The sequence below is a fragment of the Agrobacterium sp. H141 genome, from assembly GCF_057158725.1.
Genome location: NZ_CM169893.1, coordinates 3,768,905 through 3,788,177 on the forward strand (window position 1 = coordinate 3,768,905; position 19,273 = coordinate 3,788,177).

General features: G+C 56.8%; 24 protein-coding genes. 6 read left to right on the forward strand and 18 right to left on the reverse strand.

Features of this window, described 5'->3' with window-relative positions; all coding sequences use genetic code 11:
• Positions 1–33: 33 nt before the first annotated feature.
• The 16 genes from ACWPM9_RS17710 to ACWPM9_RS17785 form a co-directional block, all read right to left on the reverse strand.
• A complete protein-coding gene (locus ACWPM9_RS17710; protein ID WP_484756004.1) occupies positions 34–999 on the reverse strand; it encodes a flagellin N-terminal helical domain-containing protein in 966 nt (321 codons plus the stop codon).
• 262 nt (positions 1,000–1,261) lie between these two features.
• Positions 1,262–2,227 carry a flagellin N-terminal helical domain-containing protein gene (locus ACWPM9_RS17715; protein ID WP_428185960.1) on the reverse strand — a complete coding sequence of 322 codons (966 nt, stop codon included), beginning with the start codon at positions 2,225–2,227 and terminating at the stop codon, positions 1,262–1,264.
• 285 nt (positions 2,228–2,512) lie between these two features.
• A complete protein-coding gene (gene fliP, locus ACWPM9_RS17720) occupies positions 2,513–3,250 on the reverse strand; it encodes a flagellar type III secretion system pore protein FliP (protein ID WP_428185961.1) in 738 nt (245 codons plus the stop codon).
• Entirely contained in the window at positions 3,247–3,762 is a 516-nt protein-coding gene (locus ACWPM9_RS17725; RefSeq protein WP_428185962.1) for a flagellar basal body-associated FliL family protein, read from the reverse strand. Before ACWPM9_RS17725 ends, fliP begins: the two co-directional genes overlap by 4 nt.
• 33 nt (positions 3,763–3,795) lie before the next feature.
• Positions 3,796–4,497 carry a flagellar basal body L-ring protein FlgH gene (gene flgH, locus ACWPM9_RS17730; RefSeq protein ID WP_428185963.1) on the reverse strand — a complete coding sequence of 234 codons (702 nt, stop codon included), beginning with the start codon at positions 4,495–4,497 and terminating at the stop codon, positions 3,796–3,798.
• The gene (locus tag ACWPM9_RS17735; protein WP_484756005.1) at positions 4,494–5,012 is read right to left on the reverse strand and encodes a MotE family protein; all 519 of its coding nucleotides are present in this window, start codon (positions 5,010–5,012) and stop codon (positions 4,494–4,496) included. Before ACWPM9_RS17735 ends, flgH begins: the two co-directional genes overlap by 4 nt.
• Positions 5,013–5,020: 8 nt before the next feature.
• The gene (locus tag ACWPM9_RS17740) at positions 5,021–6,130 is read right to left on the reverse strand and encodes a flagellar basal body P-ring protein FlgI (protein WP_484757675.1); all 1,110 of its coding nucleotides are present in this window, start codon (positions 6,128–6,130) and stop codon (positions 5,021–5,023) included.
• A 5-nt stretch (positions 6,131–6,135) separates the two neighbouring features.
• Positions 6,136–6,621, reverse strand: coding sequence for a flagellar basal body P-ring formation chaperone FlgA (flgA, locus tag ACWPM9_RS17745; RefSeq protein ID WP_428185965.1), 486 nt, complete (start codon positions 6,619–6,621; stop codon positions 6,136–6,138).
• Positions 6,622–6,648: 27 nt separating this feature from the next.
• Positions 6,649–7,437 (reverse strand): flagellar basal-body rod protein FlgG, encoded by a 789-nt coding sequence (flgG, locus tag ACWPM9_RS17750; protein WP_428185966.1) that lies wholly within the window; start codon positions 7,435–7,437, stop codon positions 6,649–6,651.
• Positions 7,438–7,467: 30 nt separating this feature from the next.
• Positions 7,468–7,800, reverse strand: coding sequence for a flagellar hook-basal body complex protein FliE (fliE, locus tag ACWPM9_RS17755; RefSeq protein WP_428185967.1), 333 nt, complete (start codon positions 7,798–7,800; stop codon positions 7,468–7,470).
• Positions 7,797–8,216 carry a flagellar basal body rod protein FlgC gene (gene flgC, locus ACWPM9_RS17760; protein ID WP_428185968.1) on the reverse strand — a complete coding sequence of 140 codons (420 nt, stop codon included), beginning with the start codon at positions 8,214–8,216 and terminating at the stop codon, positions 7,797–7,799. The genes fliE and flgC overlap by 4 nt, the downstream gene beginning before the upstream one ends.
• Positions 8,217–8,220: 4 nt before the next feature.
• Complete coding sequence (gene flgB, locus ACWPM9_RS17765) at positions 8,221–8,610, reverse strand: flagellar basal body rod protein FlgB (protein WP_428185969.1); 390 nt, start codon at positions 8,608–8,610, stop codon at positions 8,221–8,223.
• 60 nt (positions 8,611–8,670) lie between these two features.
• Positions 8,671–9,234, reverse strand: coding sequence for a flagellar protein (locus tag ACWPM9_RS17770; RefSeq protein WP_484756006.1), 564 nt, complete (start codon positions 9,232–9,234; stop codon positions 8,671–8,673).
• 3 nt (positions 9,235–9,237) lie between these two features.
• A complete protein-coding gene (fliI, locus tag ACWPM9_RS17775) occupies positions 9,238–10,644 on the reverse strand; it encodes a flagellar protein export ATPase FliI (RefSeq protein ID WP_428185971.1) in 1,407 nt (468 codons plus the stop codon).
• A 20-nt stretch (positions 10,645–10,664) separates the two neighbouring features.
• Positions 10,665–11,399, reverse strand: a complete 735-nt coding sequence (gene flgF / locus ACWPM9_RS17780) for a flagellar basal-body rod protein FlgF (RefSeq protein WP_484756007.1) — start codon at positions 11,397–11,399, stop codon at positions 10,665–10,667.
• 1 nt (position 11,400) lies between these two features.
• The gene (locus tag ACWPM9_RS17785) at positions 11,401–12,180 is read right to left on the reverse strand and encodes a DUF1217 domain-containing protein (RefSeq protein ID WP_428185973.1); all 780 of its coding nucleotides are present in this window, start codon (positions 12,178–12,180) and stop codon (positions 11,401–11,403) included.
• A gap of 170 nt (positions 12,181–12,350) precedes the next feature.
• Between ACWPM9_RS17785 and motA the strand changes: the two genes are divergently transcribed.
• The 6 genes from motA (at position 12,351) to ACWPM9_RS17815 (ending at position 17,634) form a co-directional block, all read left to right on the forward strand.
• Entirely contained in the window at positions 12,351–13,223 is an 873-nt protein-coding gene (motA, locus tag ACWPM9_RS17790) for a flagellar motor stator protein MotA (RefSeq protein ID WP_428185974.1), read from the forward strand.
• Positions 13,220–14,179 (forward strand): FliM/FliN family flagellar motor switch protein, encoded by a 960-nt coding sequence (locus tag ACWPM9_RS17795; protein ID WP_428185975.1) that lies wholly within the window; start codon positions 13,220–13,222, stop codon positions 14,177–14,179. The genes motA and ACWPM9_RS17795 overlap by 4 nt, the downstream gene beginning before the upstream one ends.
• A 69-nt stretch (positions 14,180–14,248) precedes the next feature.
• Positions 14,249–14,869, forward strand: coding sequence for a flagellar motor switch protein FliN (gene fliN, locus ACWPM9_RS17800; RefSeq protein ID WP_428185976.1), 621 nt, complete (start codon positions 14,249–14,251; stop codon positions 14,867–14,869).
• 27 nt (positions 14,870–14,896) lie between these two features.
• Positions 14,897–15,946, forward strand: a complete 1,050-nt coding sequence (gene fliG / locus ACWPM9_RS17805) for a flagellar motor switch protein FliG (protein WP_428185977.1) — start codon at positions 14,897–14,899, stop codon at positions 15,944–15,946.
• Positions 15,947–16,112: 166 nt separating this feature from the next.
• On the forward strand, positions 16,113–17,195 hold the full coding sequence (flhB, locus tag ACWPM9_RS17810; RefSeq protein ID WP_428185978.1) for a flagellar biosynthesis protein FlhB: 1,083 nt from the start codon (positions 16,113–16,115) through the stop codon (positions 17,193–17,195).
• Positions 17,196–17,199: 4 nt separating this feature from the next.
• Positions 17,200–17,634, forward strand: a complete 435-nt coding sequence (locus ACWPM9_RS17815; protein ID WP_428186488.1) for a hypothetical protein — start codon at positions 17,200–17,202, stop codon at positions 17,632–17,634.
• A gap of 79 nt (positions 17,635–17,713) precedes the next feature.
• Here the strand turns inward: ACWPM9_RS17815 and visR are convergent, their stop codons facing one another.
• A complete protein-coding gene (visR, locus tag ACWPM9_RS17820) occupies positions 17,714–18,463 on the reverse strand; it encodes a transcriptional regulator VisR (RefSeq protein ID WP_484756008.1) in 750 nt (249 codons plus the stop codon).
• A gap of 10 nt (positions 18,464–18,473) precedes the next feature.
• A complete protein-coding gene (gene visN / locus ACWPM9_RS17825) occupies positions 18,474–19,220 on the reverse strand; it encodes a transcriptional regulator VisN (RefSeq protein ID WP_428185980.1) in 747 nt (248 codons plus the stop codon).
• Positions 19,221–19,273: the final 53 nt, after the last annotated feature.

The following is a 19,273-nucleotide window of genomic DNA, read 5'->3' on the forward strand; positions in this document are numbered from 1 at the left end:
CCCTTTCGACTTTGAAGATCGGACGATCTGGTCTTAGCGGAACAGCGAGAGGATGTTCTCGGAGCTGGAATTGGCGATCGACAGAGCCTGAATACCGAGCTGCTGCTGTGTCTGCAGAGCCTTGAGGCGGGTCGATTCCTCGTTCATGTCGGCATCGACCAGACGGCCAACGCCGGTGTCGATCACATCGCTGAGGTCGGCGGCAAACTCGTTCTGCATATCGATACGCGTCTTGGTGGCACCGAGCGTTGCAGCGGCATCCGTCATGTCTTCGAGCATGGCGTCGACTGCGCTGACCATGCCTTCAACCTGTGCGTCGGTCGTGGCCGATGTCAGCGTGACTTCCGAGCCAGTTGCCGAAGTTGTGGAAGATGCATCGATCAGGAAGTAGGTCGCAGTCGCTGGCGTGGTCGTGCCATTGTCAACCGAGACCGAATAAGCCTTGGTCAGAAGACCAAGTCCTGCATCGTCCGTGTCGATCAAGACAGAAGTCGAAGCGTCGAATTCCAGTGTCTCGATGGACACCGTTGAGTCGGCAGCGCGAACGAAGGAGCCAACCATTTCCTTGGTGCCAACGGCCGTTGTGGACTCGTTGTAGAGCCAGTTCTCGCCGGAGAACGAAGCCGACTGCGAAATCGAGCTCAGCTGCGACTTCAGTTCGGTCAGTTCCTTGTTGATCTTTTCCTTGTCAACGCCCGGTTCGCGAGCGGCAACGAGCTTGGCCTTGATCTCGGTGACGACGTCGATGGCAGCTTCCATACCGGTATAGGCGGTATCGACCTTGGCAGCGCCGAGGCCCAAGGCGTCCTGAACGGCGGAAATTGCCTTGTTGTCGGACCGCATGGTTGTAGCGATCGACCAGTATGCGGCGTTATCAGATGCCGTTTCAACGCGGTAACCGGAGGATACGCGGCTCTGGGTTTCGTCCAGACCCTTGTTGATCGAACGCAAAGTGTCGAGTGCAGCAATTGCGGAAGTGTTGGTTACGATACTTGTCATTGTAGACACAGCCCCTAAAGACAAAAAAAATAACAGGGACATTCCGGCCTCAAATTACCGGAGAGCGACAGTCCGCCTCATGCAATTAACTATTATTTACAAACAATTAATCTGCCGCTTTAACAACTTCATTCAACACCGTCGCGGTTAATGAAGACTAAAGCCAAAGGAAAAAATTTGACTGGCATGACGAAAGCGACGCAACGAAAAAGAGCCCCGCCTTGCAGCGGAGCTCTCAAAATTCCCCGGATCGGGAAAGATTTTAGCGGAACAGCTGGAGGATATTTTCCGAGCTGGAGTTGGCAATCGACAGCGCCTGAATACCGAGCTGCTGCTGTGTCTGCAGGGCCTTGAGACGAGTCGATTCCTCGTTCATGTCGGCATCGACAAGGCGGCCTACGCCGGTGTCAATCACGTCGCGAAGGTCGGCGGCAAACTCGTTCTGCATGTCGATACGATTATTGGTCGCACCAAGCGTTGCAGCGGCGTCTGTCATGTCCTCGAGGATGGCGTCAACAGCGCTCAACATGCCTTCAACTTCTTCATCAGTCGTCGCGGTTGTCAGCTCGACTTCCGTACCAGCTGCGCTGGTTGTGGAGGATGCATCGACCAGGAAGTAGGTCGCTGTCGTCGGCGTTGTCGTGCCATTGTCAACCGAGACCGTATACGCCTTGGTCAGAAGACCCCGGGTCGCATTGTTGGTATCGATCAGAACCGAAGTGGAGGCGTCGAATTCCAGTGTTTCAATCGAAACATTGCTGCTCGAGTCGCGAACGAAGGAGCCAACCATTTCCTTGGTGCCAACAGCCGTTGTCGACTCGTTGTAGAGCCAGTTTTCGCCGTTGAAGGAAGCGGACTGAGAGATCGAGCTCAGCTGCGACTTCAGTTCGGTCAGTTCCTTGTTGATCTTGGTCTTGTCAACGCCGGGTTCGCGGGCTGCAACCAGCTTCGACTTGATCTCGGTGACCACGTCAATGGCAGCTTCCATGCCGGTGTAAGCGGTGTCGGTCTTGGCAGCGCCGAGGCCGAGCGCGTCCTGAACGGCCGAGAGGGCCTTGTTGTCGGAACGCATGGTGGTGGCGATCGACCAGTAAGCAGCGTTGTCGGAAGCCGACTCGACGCGATAGCCAGACGAAATGCGGTTCTGCGTTTCGTTCATGCTCTTGTTGATCGAACGAAGAGTGTCGAGTGCCGACAAAGCGGCAGCGTTGGTCATAATGCTAGTCATAGGAGTGTCCCCTTGGGTACAATATACGAGAGAGGGACATGCCGGATTTTAGGACCGGCAGAGGGGGGCGACGTCATGTCAATTAATAGGTAAAATTAATTCCGCCTCTGTCTCCTAAAAGACAGCATACAGCTTAAGTTGCATTGAAGAGATTTGGTAAAGTTTTTCCTATTTCAGATTTTTTCGCTCGGAGCGACGAATCGCGTAGCTATCTGTTTTTGAAAACAAAAATGGCCGATCCCGGATCGGAATCAGCCATTAACTTTTTTAAAAAAACAGCGTTTTTCAGGAAAATGAGCGAACCAGGCTGCCGACGAGCAGGTTCCAGCCGTCGATCAGCACGAAAAACAAAACCTTGAAGGGCAGTGAAATAGAGGTGGGCGGCAGCATCATCATGCCCATGGCCATGGTGATGGTTGCGACAACCATGTCGATGACCAGGAACGGCAATATGATCAGGAAGCCGATCTCGAAACCGCGGCGGATTTCCGACAGCATGAAGGCCGGGATGAGGACACGATAGTCAACCTTGTCATCGGTAATGGTCGGCTGCCCGCGTTCGTTGGCAATATCGACAAACAGCGCCAGATCCTTGTCGCGCACGTTGTTTTGCATGAATGTGCGGAATGGCTCTGCAATGCGCTGTACGGCCTCGCCTTCGGTGATCTGATTGTCCAGCAGCGGCTTGGCGCCCTGGTTCCACGCCAGATCCATCGTCGGTGCCATCACATAGAATGTCATGAACAAGGCAAGGCTGGTGAGGATCATGTTGGACGGGGTGGTTGCCAGACCCATGCCGGAACGCAGGATGGAAAAGGCGATAACGAAGCGCGGAAAGCTCGTCACCATGATCAAGATGCCCGGCGCGACCGAGAGGACGGTCAGCAGCCCGAATGTACGGATAATCCACGCGGCGACCGAGCCATCGATCGGCGCGCTGAAAAGATCTGTCGGGAGTTGCTGTGCGTGAGCAAGCTCCGGCGCCATCATCATGACAGCGAGCAAGAATAGAAATCGAATCATTCGATCACAAAGGTCCTGAACATCACCTTCGATACGCGCCCTTCAGAGCGAAGGTCAACACGCTCTTCAAGGTCATCCTTCAAATATTGAAACCCGCGCGGCCCCTCGACCTGCTGAAGCGACACAGTGCGCAGATAGGCGAGGATATCCTGGTGGATGCTTTCGGCCATGGCGACATCCGGCGGGCCCTTGAAAAGAAGGGCCACTTCCAGACGAACCCAGCTTTCGGATGGATAAGCGAGATTGGTGGTGATCGGCTCCAGCTGGTAGACGCCTCTCTCCTCGGTCGAGATATGGGGTAACCCCTCCTCTTCCTTTCCGCCCTCGTGACCACCCGCCTTGGCCTCTTGCGCCTTCTTGGCCTCATCGGCGGCCTTGATTTGCGGTGTGATCATGGAACCGATGACCCAGCCGCCGCCGCCGCCAACGACGGTCAGGATCGCCAGGGCCGCGACAAGCATTATCGTCGCTGACTTCTTCTTTTTCCCGGCCTCGGCTTCTTCTTCATCCATCACTCGTTACCTCTGTTGCCGCAGCAGCCCTGGTCAGATCGGCGAGAACAGGTCGATGACCTGCTGCCCGACAGGCGGATTCTGGACTTCCGTCAGACGGCCACGGCCACCATAGGAAATGCGTGCCTCGGCAATGCGGTCGTAGGAAATCGTGTTGTCGGCATCGACATCCTGCGGACGCACGATACCCGCGACATTGAGAATTCGGATTTCCTGGTTGACGCGCACTTCCTGCGAGCCGCTGATCAACAGGTTGCCGTTTTCGAGAATGCCCGTCACGACGGCAGCAACCAAGAGTGTCAGCTTTTCAGACCGCGCGATCGAGCCCTTGCCAGCCGTCGAGGTATCGGAATTCGAAGACAGATCACCATCGGTCTTGCCGATCAGGTCAGCTGCGACACCCCAACCTATGCCCTGAGTATTGGAGCGGCTACGATCTGTCTTGTTATCGAACGTCGCCTTGTCGTTGATCTGGATATTCACGGTCATGATGTCACCGACATTGATGGCGCGTGAATCCTTGAACAGGGCTGCCTGACTGTCATTCCACAGCGAATAGCCGCTGGCGACCTGCCGCGGCTGCTTCGGATAAAGCGCCATCTGCGGGGTCTGGCTATAGCGCAGACCGCTGCCGATCGGGCTCATGGACGGCGCATTGCCGATTTCCTTCAGCGTCTGGCTTTCGCAACCCGCAAGGAGAAGTATGGCCATCAAGGCCGGGGCGCGCTTGTTCATGAGGGTTCCTTCGAGGTATTCGGGTCAGCTGCGCTGGATATAATTGCCGAGACCATGGCAGCCTTCTTCGGCTCCATCTCGCTGAGCACAAGCGCTGACTGGCGTGGCGGCAACTTCATGATGATCGAGGCCGCCAGTTCAACATTGATTTCGGCAAGGGCCGGTGCTGCCGCATCCGGCTTCATCTTCTTATAGATTTCGACGAGGCCGATTTCGGCCTGGCGCAGGAAATCGTTACGACGCTTCAGCCAGTCTTCGTACTCGGCGCGGCGATCCTCGAGAACGACAATGCGTCCGTCGATATCGGCCTGCAGCTTTTCCAGCTCCTGCTTCTGCAGGAGATAGCGCTGGTCGCGTGCGGAATCGGCAATGCCGCCGCAAAATTTGGCGATTTCTTCCTGGGTTACCGTGTCGAGTGCGGAGGGCTCCGCCGCGACAGCCATCCATCCGGGAACGAACATCAGTGCCGGCACAAGAAGAAGACGTGCTGCCTTCCTCGCGAACGACTTGTTCATGTCTGCCATCATTGCAGTACGAGCTCCGCTTGAAGGGCGCCGGCCGACTTGATGCCTTGAAGGATGGCAATGATGCCGTCGGGCTTGACGCCGATATTGTTCAGTCCTGCGACGAGGGTGCGAAGATCCGGGCCATCAACGATGGCGATCTTGTCGCCCGTCTTCTCGGTATAGATATCGGTCTGCTGCTGGATCTCGGTCGTGCCCTTCGAGAAAGGCTGCGGCTGAATGACCTGCGGGCTTTCATTGACCTGGACAGTCAGCGTGCCGTAGCTGACGGCGACACGCGACACACGCACATCTGCGCCGATGACAATGGTTCCCGTCCGCTCGTTGATGACGACCTTGGCTGGCGTATCGGTCTCGACGACGAGGTTTTCGATATCGGCCATCAGGCGGGTCAGATCCGCGGTGCGCGGCTTGGCGACGACGACCTCCTGGGAATCGCGCGCTTCCGCGATGGGGGCACCGTAATTGGCCGCAGCATAAGCATTGATGGTGTCTGCAACGCCGATTGCGGTGGTGAAATCCGGATTCCTGAGCTGCAGGACAAGGTTGATGGAATCCTTGAACTGGGACGGCAGCTCGCGTTCGACGATGGCGCCGCCGGGGACACGGCCGGCAGTGGTCACACCTTCGGTGACCGATGCGGCAGCGCCCTGGGCGTTGAAGCCGGAGACAATCACCGAACCCTGGCCAACGGCGTAGATCTGGCCATCCGCGCCCGAAAGCGAGGTCATGACGAGCGTACCCCCGCGAAGCGAGGTAGAATCGCCAAGCGAGCTGACATTGGCATCGATGCGGCTGCCGGGACTGGCGAAGGGCGGCAGGTTTGCCGTAACCATGACGGCTGCCACGTTCTTGGCGTTCGACTGGCCGCCCTGGGTGGAAATTCCCAGGTTCTGCAGCATGGCGCGCATGGATTGTTCGGTAAACGGCGACGACCTGAGGCTGTCGCCCGTGCCCTGGAGACCGACGACCAGACCATAGCCGATGAGCTGGTTGTCACGTCCGGCTTGCAATGATGCAATATCCTTGACGCGCGATGCCGCCGAGGCCTGGCCCAAGGGAGCCGCCACGAAGACGACAGCTGTGATCACGGCCGTCAGAGACTTCAAGATACTCATTTCGCCATCACCTGTACCGTGCCATCGGCCATAACCGTTCCGCTGACGATTATGCCGCTGTCCAGGTTGCGTACCTTGATGACGTCACCGATCAGGGCGTCCTGCAATGGCGAGCCGGCAGCCGAGATGGTCATATTGCCAATCATGAATGTCAGTCGAAGATTGGCGCCGCGTTTGACTGCAAAGGCCTCCCGCAGGCTGGACATTGGAATTGTCCGGCCTGGCAGAAGGGTCCGTTTGGTCACGAAGCCGACAACCTGATCAATGGATTCGGCGTAGCCGCCGGCGAGGTTGGGGTTCGTCACCTTCACCTCGTCGAGCAGGCTGGAGTCGATGACATCGCCGGGATAGATGATACGGGTGGGGACAACCGCGTATTTGCCGTCCGCGGCGGCCAATTCTCCCGTGTTGAGAAACAATGATGCGGCAGCCAGCGCCACCAGCATCAATGTCGGACCATTCCACTTCTGGCGAAACATCATGTTTGCCCCTTTTTCCGTTCCGGCGGTTTACTTCAGGTTCTTACTGACGATCTGGGCCATCTCGTCGGCCGTCTGGATCACCTTGGAGTTCATCTCATAGGCGCGCTGCGCAGAGATAAGGTCGGTGATTTCCTTGACGGAATCGACGTTGGATGTTTCCAGATAATTCTGCTTGATGTAGGCGAAGCCCGGATCTTCCGGTGCCGCCACGATTGGCTGGCCGGACGCTGCCGTCTGCGCGAAGAGGTTGTCGCCGAGGGGTTTCAGACCTGCTTCGTTGACGAAGTTGGCAATGGTGAGCTGGCCAAGTTCGGTATAGTCGACATCGTTACCGATACGGGCGGAGACGACACCGGTACGGCTGACGACCACTTCGCTGGCGTCGGTGGGTACCGTGATTTCCGGCGTAACGACATTGCCGTCGATGGTGACGAGCTGGCCGTCGGCATTGGTATTGAATGCACCGGCGCGGCTGTAAAGCGTATTGCCATCCGGCGAGGCAATCTGGAACCAGCCACGCCCGATCAGCGCCATATCGAGCTCGTTGCCGGTCTGCACAAGTTCGCCCTGGGTATGGATGTTGCGGACGGCAGCTGTCTGCACACCAAGACCGATATTGGCACCCTCCGGAACGATGGACTGGTTGGCACGGTTGGGTACGCCCTGGGTGCGTTCGCTTTGATAAAGCAAGTCCGTGAATTCTGCGCGGGAGCGCTTGTAACCGGTCGTGTTGATGTTGGCGATGTTGTTAGCAATCACCTCGAGATTGGTTTGCTGGGCATCCATGCCCGTAGCCGCAATGGCAAGCGCTCTCATGTCTTTGTCCTTTGAACCGGTTTATTCAGGTCAGATCTGCATTTTCGTAATTTCGAGATAGGCGCTCACGATCTTGTCGCGCAGCGCCAGAGCAGTCTGAAGCGACTGCTCAGCCTGCATGACGGCATCGACGACCTCACGCGTGTTGGCGGTGCCCTTGATGCCCTCGAAGGACATGAATTCAGCATTCTTGAGGTTTTTCACAGCGTCGGTTGCCATGCTGCCAACCGCATCGGAGAAACTCATCCCGGTCTGCATTCCAGGCGTAAGAGCCTTGCCGGCTGCTTCCGTGGTTTCGCTGGTGACGGCGCTGATGCCATTCAGTGGCGACAGTGCGCTGAGTTTCTGGACAGTTTCAATCATTGAGATGCCTTCAGAAGATTAATGGTCGCGGAAATCAGATCGCGCGTCTGCTTGATGGTCTGGAGATTGGCCTCATAGGTGCGGTTTGCTTCGCGCATGTCCGCCATCTCGATCAAAATGTTGACGTTGGGCATCATGACCATGCCTTTTTCGTCAGCGGCCGGATTGCCCGGTTCGTATTCCATCGTGAAATCGGTCATATCGTTGCCGAGCTTCTTGACGTTGACCAGTTCGGCTCCGCTCGTCTTGTCGAGCACGTTGCCAAAGGTGATCGTCTTGCGACGGTACGGTTCGGCGCCAGGTGTATCGCCTGTCGAACGGGCGTTGGCGATGTTTTCCGAAACGAGACGCAGGCGTGTGGACTGGGCTTCCAGGCCGCTGCCGGCGATTTTGAGAGAGGCAGATAAAGGATCCATGATCTTACTTCTTTACGGTCATCAACATCATGCGATGGAAAGAGGTAACCAGCTGCGTGTTCAGCTCATGCTGACGCTTGATTTCGCCGGTCTTGGTGAGTTCTTCTGCAATCGAAACGGTGTTGCCCGATTCCTGGATGCCGATCTCATTGTTGAGTTCGGCGTCCTTGACCTCGATCTCGTCGCTCAAGGTGTTGGCAGAGATATGGCCAGGATTGGTGCGTGCCATGGCAACCGAGGTGGTGGTGTCCAGAACCGCGCTGAACGGCGTGATATCCCGAGCCCTGAACTTCGGGGTATTGGCGTTCGCGATATTGCCGGCAACGACTTCCTGCCGGATCGACAGCCATTCGGCTTGCCTTGATGCAAGCGAGAAAAGTTGAATGGGGTCCATAGGCTTCTCCATATTCCGTGAGTAAATCCTATGGTGCTAATCTTGCGTGGGACTTACCCGCTAGCGGTTCTCGTAAATATCGCCGTTGGAGGTGATGATCACCCATTTGCCGTCGCGCATTTCCAGCGTGGCAACGCGGCTGTTGTCTGGCAGCATCGAGCCCACCTGAACCATGTACATGCCGCCGTTGTCCTCAATCAGGGCGCGACCATTGGCGACGTGCAGAAGCTGAAAGCCGCTGCGTCCCGGGAATGGCTGACTTGGCTTGGCTTCAGGGTCACTATCGCCGGCGGCACCGCGCTTGGAGACTGTGGCGGTCGAGAGCTGATCGATCTGCTGCTCCGTGACAATCTTGGGGCCTTTATTGTCCTTGTCGATCATCGCGAGCGGAGACACACTGAAAACACTGCGTCCCGGCCCTTCTGGAAGGTCGCGGGTGTTGCCCCAATCGGCCAGCCGAACACCAAATTTATCCTGATTGAAGAAGACGTACCAGGGATACATTGCGGCGGCGACCGCCATCGCGACGCCTACAGTTGCCAATACCTTGTCGGCCATGCCGGACGACTGCGGACCGCTCCGCTTTGCCGGAGCTGCCTGCTCCTGCCCGTTCAAATCATCCACGACTTATCCCCTTCCCCTGGCGGGCATGCCCGCCTGGCCATTCTGTCCGACGCCAAGGGCCGCTTTCAACGCCGTTGCCAGATCCGCATAGGCATCGACCGCCGCCGGGTCTGACGGTGTCTGCTTCAAAACTTCATAAACGACAGGGACCTGTTTGATCGCCATGTCGAGATCAGGGTCACTGCCGGCGCGATAGCCACCGATCAGACGCAGATCGCGCGTTTCCTCGTAACGATGAATCAGCGTCTTGAGACGCGACACCAGCTTCTCCTGTTCGGCTGTCCAGGCCTTGCGTGCCATACGGGAAATCGAGGTGAGCGGATTGATGGGCGGGTAACGCCCCTCATCGGCAAGACTGCGATCCAGCACAATATGGCCGTCGAGAATACCGCGGGTCGAATCGGCGATCGGATCGTTGTGATTATCGCCGTCGACCAGGATCGAGATGATAGCGGTAATCGTGCCCTTACCTTCTTCGCCCGGGCCTGCCCGTTCAAGAAGTCGTGGAAGTTCGGTAAAGACGGAGGCCGGATAGCCGCGAGCGATCGGCGGCTCACCGGCAGCCGTTGCCACTTCGCGGATGGCGTGGGCAAAGCGTGTCACGCTGTCGACGATGAAGAGGACATTTTCGCCCTTGTCGCGGAAATGCTCGGCAATCGTCATTGCAGACAGCGGCGCCATCTTACGCAGCATCGGACTTTCATCGCTGGTCGCAACGACCGCAATCGCCTTGGCCATGTTTTCGCCGAGAGTGTCTTCAATGAATTCTCGGACTTCACGCCCGCGTTCGCCCACCAGGGCAATCACGACGCGATCGAAGGCATCCGCTTTCGCCAGCATGGACAGGAGTGTCGACTTGCCGACGCCGGAACCGGCGAAAACGCCCAAGCGCTGGCCGAGGCAAAGCGGTGAGAAGATATCGATGGCGCGCACCCCGGTCCGCAGTCCCTGCTCCACCCGTCGTCTCGCCATGGATGGCGGCGCACTGTTGGAAATGGAGCGACGCACGGATCCGGGGACAAGGGGGGCTCCGCCGTCGATCGGCTCGGCCAGCGCATTGATGGTGCGGCCACACCAGCTTTCATCCGGCGCGATGCGGAATGCGCCCTTGCGAATGACAGTGTCGTGGATTCCGATAGGCTCGCCCGGTTCAATCGGGCAGACGTAAGCCAGGTCGGGCTCGACGCGAACGACTTCGCCCAGATGGATGCCGGTGGCGCTTCGATGCGCGACGAATTCGCCAAGCCGGACATGTCTGGACATGCCCGTCACCGTATAGTGACCGGCTGCAATGGTGCGCACATGGCCACCATGGGCCACGGAACGATCGGGGCTTGCATATCGCTCGGCGAGGCTGACGAGACCGGTCAGTTTGCGCGACAGCGTGATATCAGCGTTGGAGGCTTCCATGGGGTCTTAAATTCCTAATTTCAGCCGGATCCGCCGAGGATCTTGATTGCTTCGCTCAGACCGCTTTCGCTATCGCGCATCAACGAGCTGACGCTTTCGAAGGCGCGGTTGACCTGAATAAGCTGGGTCATTTCATAGATGCCGTTGACGTTCGATTGTTCGATATAGCCCTGCATGACGCCAACAGTGTCATCGTCGACGACAGGCTGAGGCTGATCAGAGGTATTGATGCCGCTGTTTTCGTAACGCACGAAACCGTTGGAAATGTCTGCCTGGAAAAGGCCCATAGTGGCGACGAGCTTGTCGTCCTGCATAATCTTGCCATCGAGGCCGACGACCGGCGGGCTACCGGCGCGATTCAACTGGATCGGTGCTCCGCCGGCATCCAGGACAGGAAAGCCGCGCACGGAGACGAGTGCACCTGTATCTTGAATGGTGAAGCGACCGTCACGGGTCAAAACCTGGCCGGCGGGCGTATCCAGCGCAAAATAGGCGTCGCCCTTGACGGCAAAATCCAGCGTGTTGTTGGTTTGCTGAAGCTCGCCATTCTTGGTGGACAGGTAGTCGTTACCCTGCGACACGAACGCGATCTTGGCGTTGATGTCGTTCTCGGTCTTGCTGAGAACCTCGTTGAACTTGACCTCGGTGCCACGGAAACCGACCGTGTTCACATTGGCCATGTTGTCGGCGATGGTTGTCAGGCGCTTTTCGAGCGCCATTTGCGAGGACAGGGAGACATATAACCCAGATTGCACTTTAACTGCCTCCTAATTTCAAGGAATTGAGGGATAGAAGAAGGTCCGGCGAAATGCCGTAACCGGAGGACGAGCTGAACACTGCCAGGGGATCGTAGTTATCCGAGGGATTTTCGATCTCCCACATGGCGGTGAAGCGCTCGAGAAACTTGCCGACTTTTTCCGGATCCTGAAAATCCTCGATATCGAGAACCCGATCCAGATAAGCTGCCTGCTTGTCGATATTCGAGCTTGCAACTTCCGCAGGAAGCTGAAGAGCAGTGCGCACCACCTGCGCCAAGGCATCGTCGGCGAGAATATCCATCGCCGTTGTGATGGTGGAAGCGGTACGGTCAAAATAGAGCGCAAGGCGAACGCCGGTGTTTTCGTTGCCGGCATCCTCTTCAAGGGTCTGGCGCATATACTTGTCGACGACCTCTGTCTGGGCCCGGTCGAAAGATGTTGCTGCCGTATCGAATGCCTTGAAATTGAATGAGGTGGCGAGTTCCTTGTAACGCGTATCTGAAAGCTGATTGGCGAAGGCATCGTCGTCGTCGATACCTTCCGTCAGAACCTTACGGATAAAGGCTTTGGCATAGGACATGTCTTCAAGACCATGGGCCTTGAGCGCATAGTTATAGAGACGCGTATCAGCCATGAAATCATCGACCGATTTGATGTCGCCGATCTTCGAATTATAGTATTCGGTCTCACGGGCAACGTCCGGTTTCTTCGACACACGTTCGAGAGACGTGGCCAAATCACGGCTGATCTGCTGATAGCTTACAAATGTCGTCGTCACTGTCCTATACCTCTAAGGGGTCCATCGGACTTCTGTTATCTCCCTAAATGCCGCAAAAGGCTTGCGCGAAGCTGTTTGTAGGTTCACAAACCGTGAAGCCCGACCAACAGCCTCACGCAAGGAAGCCATCGTATCGGTTGTACTGAAAACCACTCAGATGCGGGCTTGAAATGAATATTATCATTGGATTTGTGATCACTGTCGGCTGTATTCTCGGCGGCTTCATGGCCATGGGCGGACACGTTGATGCGCTCATTCAGCCATTCGAGCTCTTGATCATCGGCGGTGCGGGTGTCGGCGGCTTCATCATGGCAAACCCGATGAAGGTCGTTAAAGATACCGGCAAGGCGATGGGCGAGGCCTTCAAGCATTCGGTGCCGAAGGAGCGTCATTATCTCGACGTGCTGGGCGCGCTTTATTCCCTGATGCGCGACCTGAGGACAAAGTCGCGCAACGAGATCGAAGCCCATATCGACAATCCGGCGGAATCAAGCATCTTCCAGGCGGCTCCTTCAGTCCTGAAGAACACCGAACTGACTGCCTTCATCTGCGACTATGTCCGCCTGATCATTATCGGCAATGCGCGCTCGCACGAGATCGAAGCGTTGATGGATGAAGAAATCAACACAATCCTCTACGACAAGATGAAGCCGTATCACGCCGTGACGGCGATGGGCGATTCCTTTCCCGCCATCGGTATCGTTGCTGCCGTGCTCGGCGTTATCAAGGCGATGAGCAAGATCAACGAATCTCCCGAAGTTCTGGGCGGCCTCATCGGTGCGGCACTCGTGGGCACCATGCTCGGCATCTTCCTGTCCTACTGCCTTTGCAACCCGGTCATTTCGCAGATCAAGACCGTCAGAACGAAGCAGCATCGTCTCTACATCATCGTCAAGCAGACCCTGCTTGCCTATATGAACGGTTCTGTCCCGCAGGTGGCTCTGGAATATGGACGCAAGACCATTTCTTCCTACGAGCGTCCGTCCATCGACGCTGTTGAACAGGAAATGATGAATCCTGGCGGCGACAACAAGGCGGCATGATCATGAGCGAGACAAAAACCGGCACCCCTGCGCCACAGCCTATGGATCCGGCGTTGCTTGCTCGCCTGACCGGCGGCCTTGGCGACGCGAAGACGGTCGAAAAGCTGTGCAGCGACTTTGGACGTCTTTATTCCGAATTCCTGCCCGACATCATGCACAGCGAAACAGGCATGACGGTCGAGGTCTATTACAACAGCCACGAAACCGGCCTGATGAGCGATCTGATCGGCGACCTGGGCGACAATTTCTGCTTTGCCGACACGTCATTGCGCAACTGGTGCCCGAGCTTCACACTCGCCTGCGGGAACGGCTTTGTCATCACCTTGATGGAAAACCTTCTGGGTGCTCTGCCGGAAACAATCGAAGAGCCGATCGAGCGTCCGCTTTCGGATATCGAACTCGATCTTGCCAAGATGGTGTTCGACAAGATCGGAAACGTGCTTCGTTCGGGCATCAACGCCGCGGGCGGCTTCGAGCCGCTTGTGGAAGCGCCGCACAATGCCGACAACCGGCCAAAGCTCGACGACGATCAGGTCGATCCCTATGCCGCCGCGATCAAGATGGGCATCGACCTTGGGTCCGTGTCGTCCGAATTCGTGCTGATCGTTCCGCAGAAGGCGCTTTTGAAAACGGTTGTGACGGTTCCAAAATCGACCAGCCAGCAGAACCGGGACCAGAAACAATGGGCGGAGCATCTTTCCGAACAGGTCCGCCGGTCGCAAGTCACGCTCGAGGCACGCATTCGCCTGCAGTCGCTGACACTTGGCACCGTTTCCAGGCTCGCGATCGGCGACGTCATTGCCTTTAACGACAAGGGCGAGGTGACCGTCGACGTCAACGCGAACGGCAAGGAAATGTACAAATGCGAATTTGGCCGGTCCGGTGAAAACTACACCGTTCGGGTGAAAGATAATATTTCAACCGAAGACGAATTGCTCAAACATCTAATGGGATAGCGTTGACCCGACGGCGGTTGAAAAACCGAAAGGCAGGTTGAGGCAAGTTTCAATGGGAATAGTAAAGTCATGGCACCTAAAAAAACATCAGTGACCGAAGACGACGATCTGGCGATGCCAAACAGCGATGCCGACATCGACCAGGCGGTTGGTGATCTTCGCGGTGTGCTGCAAAGCGACGCTGACGGCACCTTGCCAGACGGCGGCTTCGATCTCGACGCCCAGTTCGGCGGCGACTTCGGCGATGCGGCAGGGGCGGAAGGTGAAACTTCGTCTTTTGATGCCGATTTCGGCGGAGGGGATTTCGGCGGAGATCTCGCAGACACTCCGCTCGGCGATGATGCCGGCGGAATGGGCGATTTCGGCGGCGACAGCTTCGGCGGCGGAGACGCGTTCGGCGGGGCATCGGCCATGCCGGAACCCGGCAGCGCGCTGAATGCCAATATGGATCTGATCATGGACATCCCGATTGATGTGCAGATCGTGCTGGGATCCAGCCGTATGCAGGTCTCGGGCTTGATGAATCTCGAAGAAGGCGCGATTATCGCTCTCGACAGACGAATCGGTGAACCTGTTGAAATCATGGTGAATGGCCGGCGAATCGCCCGTGGCGAAATCACTGTCCTGGAGAATGACGACACCCGTTTCGGGGTGAAACTGATCGAAGTAATGAGTACTAAGGTACACTGACCCGATTAGGGCCAGAGGGGAAAGACCATGATGGACTTTGACGATTTTGGCGGCGCGGTCGCTGGAAAGCCCCTATCCCAAGCAGATAAAGCAGCCGCCGTGCTGCTTGCCATGGGTAAGGGCGTCGCCGGGAAGCTGCTGAAATATTTCACCCAGGCGGAGCTGCAGACGATCATCGCGTCTGCGCAAACGCTTCGCACCATCCCACCGGATGAACTGGCTGAACTCGTTAATGAATTCGAAGATCTGTTCACTGAAGGTGCAGGTCTCATGGACAACGCCAAGGCCATCGAGAGCATTCTCGAAGAAGGCCTGACACCTGAGGAGGTCGATGGCCTTCTCGGTCGGCGGACCGCGTTCCAGGCCTTCGAAGCATCCATCTGGGACCGCCTGCAGGATGCCGATCCGGACTTCATCGGCAAGTTCCTGATGCGCGAACATCCCCAGACTGTTGCCTATATTCTTTCCATGATGCCCTCTTCCTTCGGTGCCAAGGTGCTGATGAAGCTGCCCGACAGCCGCCGGGCCGATATCATGAACCGTACGGTCAACCTGAAGAATGTCAGCCCCAAGGCTGCGCAGATCATCGAAAATCGCGTTCAGGACCTGATCAACGAAATCGAAGCAGAGAAGAATTCGACCGGCTCGAACAAGGTTGCCGAGCTCATGAACGAGCTGGACAAGCCGCAGGTCGATACCTTGCTCAACTCTCTCGAGACCATCAGCAAGGAATCGGTCAACAAGGTTCGCCCGAAGATCTTCCTGTTCGAAGACCTTCTGGCCATGCCGCAGCGCAGCCGCGTCATGTTGCTCAACGACATTTCCGCAGACATTCTGACGATGGCGCTTCGCGGTGCATCCAACGAAATCAAGGAATGTGTGTTGTCGGCCATCAGCCCTCGCCAGCGCCGCATGATCGAAGCCGATCTCGGTGGCGGAACTGGCGGTATCAATCCGCGCGAAGTGGCGCTGGCCCGCCGCGCTGTTGCCCAGGAAGCCATCCGGCTTGCCGGTTCCGGTCAGATCCTGCTCAAGGAGACGGAAGGATCCGAGGGCGGCGAAGGCGCTGCCGCCTGATCTCAGGCATAGTGTTGATAAACGAAGCTTACGAACCCGGCCGATTGCCCCCAGTCGGCCGGGTTGCTATTTTCAGCCATCCGGCGATCTCTGCCTGATTCCCTTCGCTGACGCTGCCGCCGAGGCATCGTGCTGCATCTTACTCCGGGATTAAGGAATACCGACTTTGTCTGACGATGAAGACAAAGACAGCAAAACAGAAGACCCGACAGACAAAAAACTTCGGGACGCCGCGGACAAAGGGAACATTCCCGCCTCCCGCGAGCTGCCGATCTTTGTCTCGGTGCTCGCCATCTATGTCTATTTCGTCTTCTTCCTGCCATCCGGTGCAGCCCATCTGGGCGCTATCCTGCGCGACCTGTTCGAGCAGCCCGATCAATGGAAGATAGAGACGGCCTCGGATGTCATATCGCTGTTTGTGTATCTGGGCTGGGCAATGGCAGGCGTTCTGGCACCGGCACTTCTGTTGATCATTCTGGCAGGGGTGACAGCCTCGGTGGCACAGAACATGCCGCAATTCGTGCTGGAGAGGATACGTCCGCAGGGAAACCGCATCTCGCTCATCAAGGGCTGGGGCCGTATTTTCAGTGTGAACGGTTTCGTCGAGTTCGGCAAATCGCTGTTCAAGATCATCATCGTGTCGGCGATCATCATGGTTTTCATGCGTGGTCAGTATTTTGCGACACTGGACGCGATGTTTTCCGATCCGCAGGTGATTCTCGTCAAGTTTACCGCGATCATCAAGGAAGTGCTGGTCATCATCCTGATGGCCACAGCCTTGCTGGCGGTAGTCGACCTGTTCTGGACCCGACACCACTGGTATTCGAACCTGCGCATGACCAAGCAGGAGATCAAGGACGAATACAAGCAGGCGCAGGGCGACCCGATCGTCAAGTCCCGCCAGCGCTCCATTGCGCGAGATCGTGCGCGCCGGCGCATGATCGACAACGTGCCGCGGGCAACCATGATCATTACGAACCCCACCCACTTTGCCGTGGCATTGCGCTATGTGCGCGAAGAATCAGATGCTCCGGTGGTGATTGCCAAGGGTCAGGACCTGATTGCGCTGCGCATTCGCGAGATCGCCCGGGAGCATGACATCCCCATTTTTGAGGATCCACCGCTGGCTCGCTCCATGTTTGCGCAAGTCTCGGTTGATAGCGTCATACCGTCGATATTTTACAAGGCCGTGGCGGAACTCGTGCATCGTGTTTACGCCGCGCAGGCCCCAAAACAACGGTTGCCATAATAAAATGAAAAAATGCCCTTATACCGATCAGCGCGAAAAGATTGTTGCGGAAGCGATCAGCCCGGTGGCCTCCGAACTCCGCCTGTTAGATGCAGCAGACCTTATTTCACTGCTGCGCTTTGAATTCCATAGCAGCCTGGCGGACCTCGTTTCGTCGGCAGCAGAGCTCTATTTCCATCCCGGCACCGTCAATTTTGGCGCGGGAGGGGAATACAAGCTCGAATGGGGCGAGGCTCCTGAAGTCACGCTGGAAATCGAGATCAAGCCCAAGGATATTACGGTCTATGCCAAGCTGACGCTGACCAGGGACCATGCCGGACTGGAGATCAACCACATCGCCTTTCAGACGCCCATGGGCGATCCGAATTCCAACACCGCTTATCTCGCGCGCAGCCTGCAAGAGGCACGATTCGTCAAGACGAACGATATCGCTGCCTGACAGCATCGCGGACTGCATCGATAACTGGCTCCGGCGTCAAGCGCCGGGGCTTTTTTGTCGTTATGAAGCGAATTGACCGTCAGTTGATGTAGCCAAGGCGAATCGCCTTGGCGATCGCCTGGATCCGGTTGACCGAATCAAGCTTGATGGTTGCAGAACCGAGATAGGCGTTGACGGTGTGCACCGACAGGCTGAGCTTTCCAGCGATTTCGTCGCTGATGCGACCATCGCCAGCCAGTTGAAGACAGGCGATCTCACGGTCGCTGAGCGTTTCGGCCGGTATGGCTCGTCGCTCGTCGAGCGCCAGCATATCCATCATCAGCTTGCAGCTACGGCCATGAGCCTCAAGAATGGCTTCGCCCGACAGATCCAGTCCGCTGTTGCTGATGAACATGACATAGCCATTGCCGATCGCGCCCAGGCGAACCGGAAAAGCAATGCCGGAGATAGGCAGAAGCCTGGGTTTCAAATGCACCACGAAAGGCCGCATGTCCGCCGTGTCGACGATATTCACACCGTCTTCTGCATACCACGTGAGAGGCAGCATCGACATTTCGATATGTGACAGCAGGTTGTCGCCATAGGCTCGCGCGACATCTGCCGGTGTTGCAGTGCCGGCGCTATCGGTATTGTCCATCTCGCACACGAGCTTTCGTTTTCCCGGTGCGCCGCCGGCGGTGAGCTTGAAGACGGCAAAAGACCTTGCCTTCAAGGTTTTTTGAACGGCGAGAAATTTCGAAAATACGTCGGCTCGGCTGGAAGGCCGCAACTGCATGGCCTGGATCTCGACTTTTCGACCCCCGCCTGACGGTCCTGATGTTAGGCTCATGGACGGCTCCCTAGACGAGATTATTGCGCACGGCATAGGCAATCGCCTCGGAGCGCGTTTTGGTGGCTGTCTTGCGCATAACGCTGGTGATGTAATTATTGATGGTGTTTTTGGATATGCCGAGGATCACCGCGATTTCATCGCTGGTCTTGCCTTCGGCAATCCAGAACAGGCATTCGAGTTCGCGCTCGGTCAGTTCGAACTCGCGGTCGCTCCGCTCGGCCTTGTACTCGGAAAGGCTCACACAATAGCTCGCCAGAAGTCCCACTTCCCTCAGTTTTTCAGGCGAGAGAACAAGATCTGAGGGAAAAAGCTGCATGAAGGAATATCGCGAACGGCCGACATTGAACATCATCGAGCAATATTGGCGGTTCACGTTTTCGGGGGGCTCGACATCATCGGGAAGCAAGGCAAATTTGGGCTGGAGAACCGAAATGCATTTTTCCAGCTCGGTCGAGCGCGTGTGAAGCTCGGCCAGTTCCGTTTCCACGCGGCGCACAAGGTCAAATGGCCAGTTGGACGAAACCACAGAGCCCAGGCCCTGTTCCTGGATGAGTTCGTGGCGGATCAGAAGGAAAAGCGAAGCACCGACATAGTCAGTCAGCATCTGAAGAGCTGCGGATATATGGGCAACACCCACAACAACCGACAACCGATCAATCAATTCTTCGCGGGTGAGGTTCCGAACCGGCGTCTCCGAACCGGGCACAGCCGTGCGCCTCGAATTCGCTCCACCTCTCGAAAACTCCACTTCCATTCTTGTTTCCCCCTCTCCGGGATGAAACGGCAGTACCCACTTTTAATACTGCG

What these genes read in the sequence shown, in the direction of transcription:
- fliP (WP_428185961.1), bottom strand. Translation starts at nt 3,250, where the DNA reads ATGATTCGATTTCTATTCTTGCTCGCTGTCATGATGATGGCGCCGGAG.
- visR (WP_484756008.1), bottom strand. Translation starts at nt 18,463, where the DNA reads ATGAGCCTAACATCAGGACCGTCAGGCGGGGGTCGAAAAGTCGAGATC.
- visN (WP_428185980.1), bottom strand. Translation starts at nt 19,220, where the DNA reads ATGGAAGTGGAGTTTTCGAGAGGTGGAGCGAATTCGAGGCGCACGGCT.
- motA (WP_428185974.1), top strand. Translation starts at nt 12,351, where the DNA reads ATGAATATTATCATTGGATTTGTGATCACTGTCGGCTGTATTCTCGGC.
- ACWPM9_RS17735 (WP_484756005.1), bottom strand. Translation starts at nt 5,012, where the DNA reads ATGAACAAGTCGTTCGCGAGGAAGGCAGCACGTCTTCTTCTTGTGCCG.
- ACWPM9_RS17725 (WP_428185962.1), bottom strand. Translation starts at nt 3,762, where the DNA reads ATGGATGAAGAAGAAGCCGAGGCCGGGAAAAAGAAGAAGTCAGCGACG.
- fliE (WP_428185967.1), bottom strand. Translation starts at nt 7,800, where the DNA reads ATGATTGAAACTGTCCAGAAACTCAGCGCACTGTCGCCACTGAATGGC.
- flgH (WP_428185963.1), bottom strand. Translation starts at nt 4,497, where the DNA reads ATGAACAAGCGCGCCCCGGCCTTGATGGCCATACTTCTCCTTGCGGGT.
- ACWPM9_RS17715 (WP_428185960.1), bottom strand. Translation starts at nt 2,227, where the DNA reads ATGACTAGCATTATGACCAACGCTGCCGCTTTGTCGGCACTCGACACT.
- flgG (WP_428185966.1), bottom strand. Translation starts at nt 7,437, where the DNA reads ATGAGAGCGCTTGCCATTGCGGCTACGGGCATGGATGCCCAGCAAACC.
- fliG (WP_428185977.1), top strand. Translation starts at nt 14,897, where the DNA reads ATGATGGACTTTGACGATTTTGGCGGCGCGGTCGCTGGAAAGCCCCTA.
- ACWPM9_RS17815 (WP_428186488.1), top strand. Translation starts at nt 17,200, where the DNA reads ATGAAAAAATGCCCTTATACCGATCAGCGCGAAAAGATTGTTGCGGAA.
- fliI (WP_428185971.1), bottom strand. Translation starts at nt 10,644, where the DNA reads ATGGAAGCCTCCAACGCTGATATCACGCTGTCGCGCAAACTGACCGGT.
- ACWPM9_RS17795 (WP_428185975.1), top strand. Translation starts at nt 13,220, where the DNA reads ATGATCATGAGCGAGACAAAAACCGGCACCCCTGCGCCACAGCCTATG.
- flgB (WP_428185969.1), bottom strand. Translation starts at nt 8,610, where the DNA reads ATGGACCCCATTCAACTTTTCTCGCTTGCATCAAGGCAAGCCGAATGG.
- ACWPM9_RS17710 (WP_484756004.1), bottom strand. Translation starts at nt 999, where the DNA reads ATGACAAGTATCGTAACCAACACTTCCGCAATTGCTGCACTCGACACT.
- fliN (WP_428185976.1), top strand. Translation starts at nt 14,249, where the DNA reads ATGGCACCTAAAAAAACATCAGTGACCGAAGACGACGATCTGGCGATG.
- flgC (WP_428185968.1), bottom strand. Translation starts at nt 8,216, where the DNA reads ATGGATCCTTTATCTGCCTCTCTCAAAATCGCCGGCAGCGGCCTGGAA.
- flgA (WP_428185965.1), bottom strand. Translation starts at nt 6,621, where the DNA reads ATGATGTTTCGCCAGAAGTGGAATGGTCCGACATTGATGCTGGTGGCG.